The organism is Mitsuokella apri, assembly GCF_047974105.1.
GTDB lineage: Bacteria > Bacillota > Negativicutes > Selenomonadales > Selenomonadaceae > Mitsuokella.
In genome coordinates this window covers 137,584-144,298 of the sequence record NZ_JBHYRS010000006.1, presented here as the reverse complement: position 1 = coordinate 144,298, position 6,715 = coordinate 137,584, and the positions used below count along the sequence as shown (strand labels likewise).

Here is a 6,715-nt window from a genome sequence, read left to right as displayed (position 1 = left end):
CCGTGTTTCTGATTGCCATGCAGCGTAATCCTTTCCTCGCCAGTCTTTACATGACCGCAGGCCGCACAGCGCTGCGTAGAGGGATATGACTGGTCTGCAAGAACCAGTTTTCTGTCATACCATGTTGCTTTGTACTGCATCTGCCGTTTGAATTCGCCGAACAGAGACCGATGGACGCCTTTTGAGGCAATGCCCATTTTCATGCCCTTGACATTCAAGTTCTCAATGGCAATTTCGTCATAGGCTTTGACGAGATGCGTCGTGTATTTTGACAAGATATCGTGCTGGATGTTGCGGACTTTAGTATACGCACGCTGAAGCTTGGTTCTCGCTTTCTCGTAGCGCTTGCTTTGCGTCCCTTTCACCATGCCATTCACGACTCTTTTTTTCGCCAGTACACGGCTATAATGGGCAATCTTCTCATATTGGCGTTTTAGTCGGTCGGGTAGGATGATTTCCCTGCCTTCCAGACTGTCAAAATGCGCGACATTGACATCGACGGCGTTGACTTTTCCCGTTTTAGGCAGCGGCTCTATCTCTTCCTGATAAGTCAAGGCGGCATAATATTTGCCTTTTTCCTTAAAGAAAGAACAGGTCTGCACTTCCGTCATCCTGAGTTTTTCAGAAGCGACGACATCCTGCCACCAGCCGAGATGATTTTCTTTCAAATAATGATGAAGCATCCTTGGCTTGTCAAAACGGATTTTGCCATCGACAATCTTGATGCGGTCACTCTTGAATCCCTGACGGGGCGCCTTTTTCGACTTGAATGCCGGTTTTCCCCAGTCGGACTGAGCCTTGTCGAAGAAATTCTGCCATGCTTTGCCAAGATCCATACAGGTCAGGGCGACAATACGGGCCGAACGGTACGTTTCCCAATCGGCCTTATCTTCCAGCAGCTCTTTCTTGACCGACTGCCAGCATGGTGCTGGATAGGCACGAAGCAATTCCTTTTCTTCGGATGTCAAGGCAATGCTTTTATCCTGATGGCTTTGCCGAAGCTTCTGCTTTAGCTCAGAGGGAAGCATGATGCTGCGAATGTCATACATCATCTGCCAAATGGCAAGTGCCTGATTCCAGATGTACCGGCGATAGTCGCAGAGACTGTCAAAATACGCACGCATTTCGCTTGTGAGCCTGAGCTCGACAATCTGCGTCTTAATGGCTTTCATCTTTCTCACCCTTCAAAGATTCATCTTCTTTGATCTTTGTCGAATACTTTCTAAGGCCATACAATCGACAAGAGAAAACATGAATGATGGAAACAAGATCATCCACGAGCTCCTGTGTCGGTGAACTCTCTTTGTCATTCAGAGCAATGAGCTGCGTCTGGTGATTTTGGCAAAAATGCTCAAAATATTCGTAGCCAAATCGAATAAAACGGTCCTTATACGTCACGTAAATCGTACCAACTTCGTTGCGGTCTACGGCTTCTAATAGGTCAAGCCATTTCTTGCGCTTGTAGTTCAGCCCGCTGCCAAAATCCTCAATAATCTCATCCAGGATAACACCTTTGCCATTGGCGTAGGCTTGGATAAAATGGATTTGATTCTTCAAATCATCTTTTTGGCTGCGTGTAGAAACACGGGCGTAAGCCACCGTTTTACGATGACTCACAACGGATTCACCAATATAATCGAGATACTGCTCTTCGGTGTAATAACGTCTGCCTGTCGGGGTTCGATAAGCAGGAAGTTTTTGCCTGCGGTCCCACTCCTGAAGGGTTCGGACGGTTACACCTAATTTTTCCGCCATTTCCTTTGGTTTGTATACTGCCATAATATTCACCTTCTATCTGTCAGCTTATCCTGCTATGAACATTATAGCATTAATATCTATTTTATTCTATTTTTTCACTAATCATTCAATTTCTCCATATTGAAAATACACGTCATTCATCTTTTCTACCTATTATAACGCCGTGCCCTTTTTCGGCACAAAGAATGAATTGAGATCTACGCCTTCCATTTTGAGAAGTGCCTGCTTGCGGGCAAGGCCGCCGGCATAGCCCGTGAGACTGCCATTTGTCCCGACGACGCGGTGACAGGGAATCATCAGAGTAATCGGATTATGCCCGACGGCACCGCCGACAGCCTGCGCGGACATTTTGGCAAGGCCTTTTTCTTTGGCAATCCGCGCCGCGATTTCTCCATATGTCATCGTACTGCCGTACGGAATGGTCCGCATGATATTGCAGACTTCCTGACGAAATGGGGTGGAGTCACAGCGCAGCGGCGGCATAAAATCAGGCTCATGGCCGGAACAATAAATATCGAGCCATCGTCTGGCCTCCTGCAGCAGCGCAGTGTCCTTTTGCTCAATCGAATCTTTTGTATGCGGCAGGATGTCGGCAAAATACTTTTGCCCGGCAAACCAAAGTCCGATAATCGCCGTATCATCACAGGCAATCGTGATTTCGCCAAGCGGTGAAGCGTATGTTGAAGTGTAAATCATGCAGCATTTCTCCTTTGCTTACAGGATATCATAATCAGCAGATATATTCTTTTCATTTTTGGAAATCCAATTTTGCCTGCCCAGCATGATTTTGCTGTGCTCCGCGAAAAAGTCCAGTACTGGACTTTTTCATGAATCACGAACCTGTTGCTATAATCACGGAAATCGTATCGTATTTTTCGTATACTATGACTGTAAACAAAAACAAACGCAAAATACAAACACGAAACAAAGCGCATAGAAAAAGGAGCGATACGATATGATTACGAAAGATATGACTCTGGCACAGGTGGTAAAGGATCATCCGAACACGATTGGTTTCCTTAATAATCTGCACCTCGACTACTGCTGCGGCGGCCACGACGCTATCGCGATTGCCATCAAGGAAAAGGGCATGGACGTCGACAAGTTCCTCAAAGAGCTCAATGAAGTCGCAGCCCGTCCGACGGCGCATGCCGATGTTCACGAAGATATTGACTCCTTCAAGGAACTTTCCGTCAACGACATGCTCGACGACCTCGAAGCGACGCACCATGTCACGGACCGTCAGCTCATGGCCGAGACGGAAGAGCTGCTCAATAAAATCCTCATCGTCCATTACCCGCACCACGGCGAGATGCTCACGAAGCTGCATCACCTCTATGCAGGGCTCAAGGCCGAGCTGGAAGAGCACTTCGCCAAAGAAGAGCGCCTGGTCTTCCCGCTGATGCGCCAGAATCCGCATCCGGACAAGGTGACGCTCGATTATGTCAAATCTCTCGAAGATGAGCACACGGGGGCCGGCGATATTATCAAGGAAATCTATCAGCTCACGGACAACTTTACGCCGCCGGCTGACGCCTGCCCGACCTTCCAGCGCACGTATCAGGTCATGGAGAGCCTGTTCGATGATATCTTCATCCACATCTTCAAAGAAAACTCCATCGCCTTCCCGGAATATGCAGAGCAGGAATAAAAGTAAGAGAACTTGAAAGGACGTGACCATATCATGGCAGAAGTAAAAAATCAGCAGAACGAACAGAACTCGTGTGCCTACTGCGGCGCAGAGGAGACGGCTCAGCAGGACGAGCTCCTCTATGAATGCAGCAACTGCGGCACGCTCTACTGTGATACCTGCGGCGAGGGCAAGGGCTGCCCAAACTGCGGCGCGCCCTTGAGCCAGGCCCATCCGATTGAGCCCATGGGTATGAGCAGCTGGAATCCGAATAACGGCTGATGACATAGATAGATAAAAGCAAACCACCCTTCCCACAAAAAGGCAGAAGTACTCACGGTCCGTGAGTCTTCTGCCTTTTTTGCCGCATCCAAAACGATCAAATCAGGATGCCCTGAAGATGGTCGATTTCGTGCTGGATAATCTGCGCTGGAAAGCCATTGAAAGTCAATTTTTGTTTTTGGAAATCCATATCTTGGAATTCGACTTCGATTTTTTTGTAGCGCTGTGTGTTGCGCTGGCCGGTGAGCGAAAGACAGCCTTCTGCCGTTTTATAAGGACCTTTTTGTTTCGTGATTTTGGGATTGAACATGACCATGTTTACCGGTCCCAGATTGACCGCGATGATACATTTTACCACGCCAATCATATTCGCGGCCATGCCGACGCATTCATCGGCATGGGACTTGAGCGTGTCAAGAAGGTCCATGGCAATCGGCTTGTCGAGCGGCGTGGCTGGTATGGATTTTTGTTGCAGGAAAAATGTATCCCGCATGATTTCTCGAATCATAAATTTCCCTCCGTGTTTTCCTGACAAAGTGCCAAGGTATTTTTGTCTAACTTTCCTGCAAAGAATTTATCAAGCACAGCTCGGAACACAGGCTCATCGGGCGCGGCAAGGTGGAAGATTGTCATCGATGAATGAAGTTTCATGTCGTCTGGGTATCCCATGACTTCTGTCGCGTCATTTGCCTGCAAAGACAAAAGCGCTTTGCTGATTTCCAGCAGTCGTTTCCTCAAAATATCATTATCAAGATAAGCTTTCGCTTCGCCAATACCATCAAGCCCGTAGAAATCGGACATTGCACTCATACCAAGTCCTTTGACTTGTGGGAAAATGTACCAAATCCAATGCGAACGCTTATGGCCGGCTCTAATTTCCGCAAGAGCAGTATCGTAATCATTTTCCTGTGCTTTTAAAAAGCGTGTTAAATCATATATCATGATGGATTCCTCTCTATGCTGACTGTTAATCGTAAAAAAATCAATCAATAAACTGTCGTCACGCAAATAAATGCGCTATAAATTCATTATATCGCGGGGAACGTTTTATTGGTAGGTAAAAAAATAACAGGGACATGCTGCCAAGTTAGCGGCATGCCCCTGCGTCTTGTCAGGCCGAAAAGTCATCCAGTCTGCGAAGTGCCTGCTGACCTTTCTCGAGCTCGCAGATGAGCTTCGGGGACGGATTTAGGCTTTCTTCGGCCTTGCGCTGGAGTTTGTGGATTTCATTCCGGACGCGCTGGCGCAGCACGGCAATTTCGCCACGCAGCTGCTCGTTCTCGGCCTGCAGGTCGCGGATTTTGCGGCAGTGGCGGCAGGGAAGCAGTTTCTCTGGGGCCCGCCGTTCGACGATGCCCCAGATGAGCGTGAAACCGAAGTCCGTGGCCCATTCCCAGGCTTTTTGCCAGAGGACGCGGCGTTCATCAATCGGGACACGGCGCCGCAGGCCGAGAATTTCGCACAGGACCCAGCGCAGGGAATTGACATCCCAGTAGGAAAGATACATTGTCTGGCCTTTTCGGCCGCAGCAGCGGTACTTGTCCTGCAGGAGTTCCCTGCGTATGGAGTCGAGTTCGTCGTTTTTCCAGCCTGCATCATGCAGGACACAGAGCATGTAGGTTTCGGGGAAGTATTTGCCGTACACATCGTTTGTGCAGATGCGGCGGTGTTCGATATCGGTGACGCGGTAGTAACACGTGCCATCCGGCAGGAAGCGCTGCTGGAGCAGCTCCCAAAAGTACGTATTGGCGAAGGCCTCCGGATATTCCTGAAGGACTTCCAGCGTCAGGACCTGCCAGCCATCCGACAGGGCCTCGACACTGCGGTTTGTGACGTTGGACTGAAGTGTTGTGGCGATTTCTGAGAGCGGCCCACGGCTTTTTCCTGACACGTCAGGATGACGGCGAAGCCAGTCAAAAAGCTCGCCGCGCCAAGCCGTGATGCGGTGCAAGAGGCGCGTCAAGCGCAGGACTTCAGCCTTTGGCCCTTCCATTTTGAAGGTGATGTGATAGATGCGGTTCATGAAGATTCCTCCTTAAAATAGACAACCTGTATAGATTTTTAGCAAAGGTGCAAAGCCTCAAAGGATAAGGATGAGGGATGAGGCTTTGTGCCTTCGGAATACTTTAATCCTGCCGGCCAGCCTGCTGCAGCTCCTCAAGCAGCCGTTCAAGAGCGCTGCGCTGCTCTTCAAGCCGGAAGTTTTCTTCCCAAAGCGAGGAACGCTGCAGGCAGTCATCACAGGGACTTTCCTGCTGCCGTAGGCGCCTGATGGGTTCCCAGAGAAGGGAAAGTCCCTGCTTTTGCCATTCCTTTGCCTTGTGCTCCATGATTTTGGGCACATCGACATAGGCTTTTGGCGAAAGCCTGAGGACCCTTCGCAGCAGCTCTGCAAGTTCCCTTGTCGTCCAGTAGGAGATGTAATCCTGACGCTCGGCCGGCCATTCGCGGTAAAACTGCGGCTTTGCAATTTCACTGCGCAGGCGGTCGAGCTCAGGCGTATGCGATTGTTTGTCTCCTTGGAGACAGAGAACATAATCATGGGGGAAGTATCTTTTGCAGATGTCGTTGGTGTAAACATCGCTGCCCCAGATGTCTTCGGTGTAATACCAGATTTCCGCGTCCGGCACGTAACGCTCGGTGAGCTCGTACCACGGCCAGACGATGGGGCCGTTGTGCGTTTCCGTCCAAAATGTCAGCAGGCTCTGTCCGTCCGGCAACTCCTGCAGGTCCTGCTCGTCGATGTCATGCAGCATCGCGAGGCAGATGAGCTGAATCTGCGACTCGCGGCAGCTGGGGCCATAAATTCTCTCCGGGTCCCACGGATGGCGCCAGTACTGCTCGTAAGAGCCGCGCCAGCGCAGGATGCGGTGGACGATGCGTACGAGCCGGCGCATCCCCTCGGAATTCCCTTTGATCTTATAACAGGTTGTGTAGTCATTTCCCATGCGGAAAGCCTCCTTATATAGATGATGATTTGGCATTTTGAGCAAACAAAAAGACATACTTCGAGCCTGCTCATCGATTCATCTAATTAAACAGGCG

At 49.8% G+C, this 6,715-nt stretch carries 9 protein-coding genes; 2 read left to right on the top strand and 7 right to left on the bottom strand.

Annotation, left to right across the window (positions count from 1 at the left end):
* The 3 genes from ACE419_RS09180 to ACE419_RS09170 form a co-directional block, all read right to left on the bottom strand.
* On the bottom strand, positions 1 to 1,172 hold a 1,172-nt coding region (locus tag ACE419_RS09180; protein WP_435721805.1), incomplete at its 3' end, for an RNA-guided endonuclease InsQ/TnpB family protein.
* Entirely contained in the window at positions 1,159 to 1,779 is a 621-nt protein-coding gene (locus tag ACE419_RS09175; protein ID WP_435721804.1) for an IS607 family transposase, read from the bottom strand. The genes ACE419_RS09175 and ACE419_RS09180, both read right to left, overlap by 14 nt.
* A gap of 132 nt (positions 1,780 to 1,911) precedes the next feature.
* Entirely contained in the window at positions 1,912 to 2,454 is a 543-nt protein-coding gene (locus tag ACE419_RS09170; protein WP_435721803.1) for a methylated-DNA--[protein]-cysteine S-methyltransferase, read from the bottom strand.
* A gap of 259 nt (positions 2,455 to 2,713) precedes the next feature.
* Here ACE419_RS09170 and ACE419_RS09165 point away from each other — a divergent pair, with 259 nt between their 5' ends.
* Complete coding sequence (locus ACE419_RS09165) at positions 2,714 to 3,409, top strand: DUF542 domain-containing protein (protein ID WP_432647731.1); 696 nt, start codon at positions 2,714 to 2,716, stop codon at positions 3,407 to 3,409.
* Between the two features lie 33 nt (positions 3,410 to 3,442).
* Positions 3,443 to 3,670 carry a hypothetical protein gene (locus ACE419_RS09160; protein WP_432647732.1) on the top strand — a complete coding sequence of 76 codons (228 nt, stop codon included), beginning with the start codon at positions 3,443 to 3,445 and terminating at the stop codon, positions 3,668 to 3,670.
* 97 nt (positions 3,671 to 3,767) lie between these two features.
* Here ACE419_RS09160 and ACE419_RS09155 read toward each other — a convergent pair whose 3' ends face one another.
* From ACE419_RS09155 to ACE419_RS09140, 4 genes are all read right to left on the bottom strand, one after another.
* A complete protein-coding gene (locus ACE419_RS09155) occupies positions 3,768 to 4,178 on the bottom strand; it encodes a peptide deformylase (protein ID WP_435721802.1) in 411 nt (136 codons plus the stop codon).
* Positions 4,175 to 4,612, bottom strand: coding sequence for a DUF1810 domain-containing protein (locus ACE419_RS09150; RefSeq protein ID WP_435721801.1), 438 nt, complete (start codon positions 4,610 to 4,612; stop codon positions 4,175 to 4,177). The genes ACE419_RS09155 and ACE419_RS09150 overlap by 4 nt, the downstream gene beginning before the upstream one ends.
* Before the next feature lie 169 nt (positions 4,613 to 4,781).
* Positions 4,782 to 5,693: a CCDC90 family protein gene (locus ACE419_RS09145; RefSeq protein ID WP_435721800.1), complete on the bottom strand. Its 912-nt coding sequence runs from the start codon at positions 5,691 to 5,693 to the stop codon at positions 4,782 to 4,784.
* A 103-nt stretch (positions 5,694 to 5,796) separates the two neighbouring features.
* Positions 5,797 to 6,618, bottom strand: a complete 822-nt coding sequence (locus ACE419_RS09140; protein WP_435721799.1) for a hypothetical protein — start codon at positions 6,616 to 6,618, stop codon at positions 5,797 to 5,799.
* Between the last annotated feature and the right edge of the window lie 97 nt (positions 6,619 to 6,715).

What these genes read in the sequence shown, in the direction of transcription:
- ACE419_RS09150 (WP_435721801.1), bottom strand. Translation starts at nt 4,612, where the DNA reads ATGATATATGATTTAACACGCTTTTTAAAAGCACAGGAAAATGATTAC.
- ACE419_RS09165 (WP_432647731.1), top strand. Translation starts at nt 2,714, where the DNA reads ATGATTACGAAAGATATGACTCTGGCACAGGTGGTAAAGGATCATCCG.
- ACE419_RS09170 (WP_435721803.1), bottom strand. Translation starts at nt 2,454, where the DNA reads ATGATTTACACTTCAACATACGCTTCACCGCTTGGCGAAATCACGATT.
- ACE419_RS09160 (WP_432647732.1), top strand. Translation starts at nt 3,443, where the DNA reads ATGGCAGAAGTAAAAAATCAGCAGAACGAACAGAACTCGTGTGCCTAC.
- ACE419_RS09145 (WP_435721800.1), bottom strand. Translation starts at nt 5,693, where the DNA reads ATGAACCGCATCTATCACATCACCTTCAAAATGGAAGGGCCAAAGGCT.
- ACE419_RS09175 (WP_435721804.1), bottom strand. Translation starts at nt 1,779, where the DNA reads ATGGCAGTATACAAACCAAAGGAAATGGCGGAAAAATTAGGTGTAACC.
- ACE419_RS09155 (WP_435721802.1), bottom strand. Translation starts at nt 4,178, where the DNA reads ATGATTCGAGAAATCATGCGGGATACATTTTTCCTGCAACAAAAATCC.
- ACE419_RS09140 (WP_435721799.1), bottom strand. Translation starts at nt 6,618, where the DNA reads ATGGGAAATGACTACACAACCTGTTATAAGATCAAAGGGAATTCCGAG.